The organism is Neobacillus paridis (assembly GCF_016765675.1).
Taxonomy (GTDB): Bacteria; Bacillota; Bacilli; order Bacillales; family Cytobacillaceae; genus Neobacillus; species Neobacillus paridis.
On the sequence record NZ_JAESWB010000364.1, the window covers coordinates 1 to 586 of the forward strand.

Consider the following 586-nt stretch of genomic DNA (forward strand, 5'->3'; position numbering starts at 1 on the left):
AAGAGGTTCGATGGAATCTTGGAATGCATTGCAATGTTGACCATCGCGATGGCGAGCCTGGAACTCGCAGATACCCTTATTGAAGAGGAGTTTAATCGCGAAGCGAGAATGAGCCATCCAGCGCGTATTCGGCGGGTGCTTTCTAGATTTCTCGTTGTGGTCGTCATTTCGTTGGCCATCGAGTCGCTCGTCGCCACATTCAAGTTTGTCCATGACGATCCGACCCAGTTGCTGAAGGCTGCATCGATCGGGTTCGCTGCCGCCACGCTGCTCGCTGCCTGGGCTTTCTTTATAAAGTTCAACAAGCCATCAGAATAGGCGCCGGAGACACCTTACAACTCCGAGTTCGTCGGTCACACGCCTCGCGGCAAGATGTGAACTCTTGAGCGTCGAACGATCACGTGCAATATGAGGGCGGCGATCGTCAGCACTGAGGCAACTAGAAACCAACCTAGCCAGGCGATCGGGACCAACCAGCCGACGGCCGCACCTGCCCAGGGCAGCGACGCCTCGAGCAACTGCGCCGCCCACTGAACGCTTGCCAGCACGTCCGAGGGAATCCAAGCGGCCAGCCAGTCTGGAGCAT

General features: G+C 57.0%; 2 protein-coding genes. One reads left to right on the forward strand and one right to left on the reverse strand.

Translation table 11 applies throughout. The features are described 5' to 3' along the window. Positions 1–318, forward strand: a 318-nt coding sequence (locus tag JK635_RS21620) for a hypothetical protein (RefSeq protein ID WP_438803842.1), incomplete at its 5' end; no start/stop codon positions are given. Positions 319–353: 35 nt separating this feature from the next. Here the strand turns inward: JK635_RS21620 and JK635_RS24505 are convergent. Further along, positions 354–586: hypothetical protein (locus tag JK635_RS24505; RefSeq protein ID WP_235888308.1), on the reverse strand; the 233-nt coding region annotated here is incomplete at its 5' end.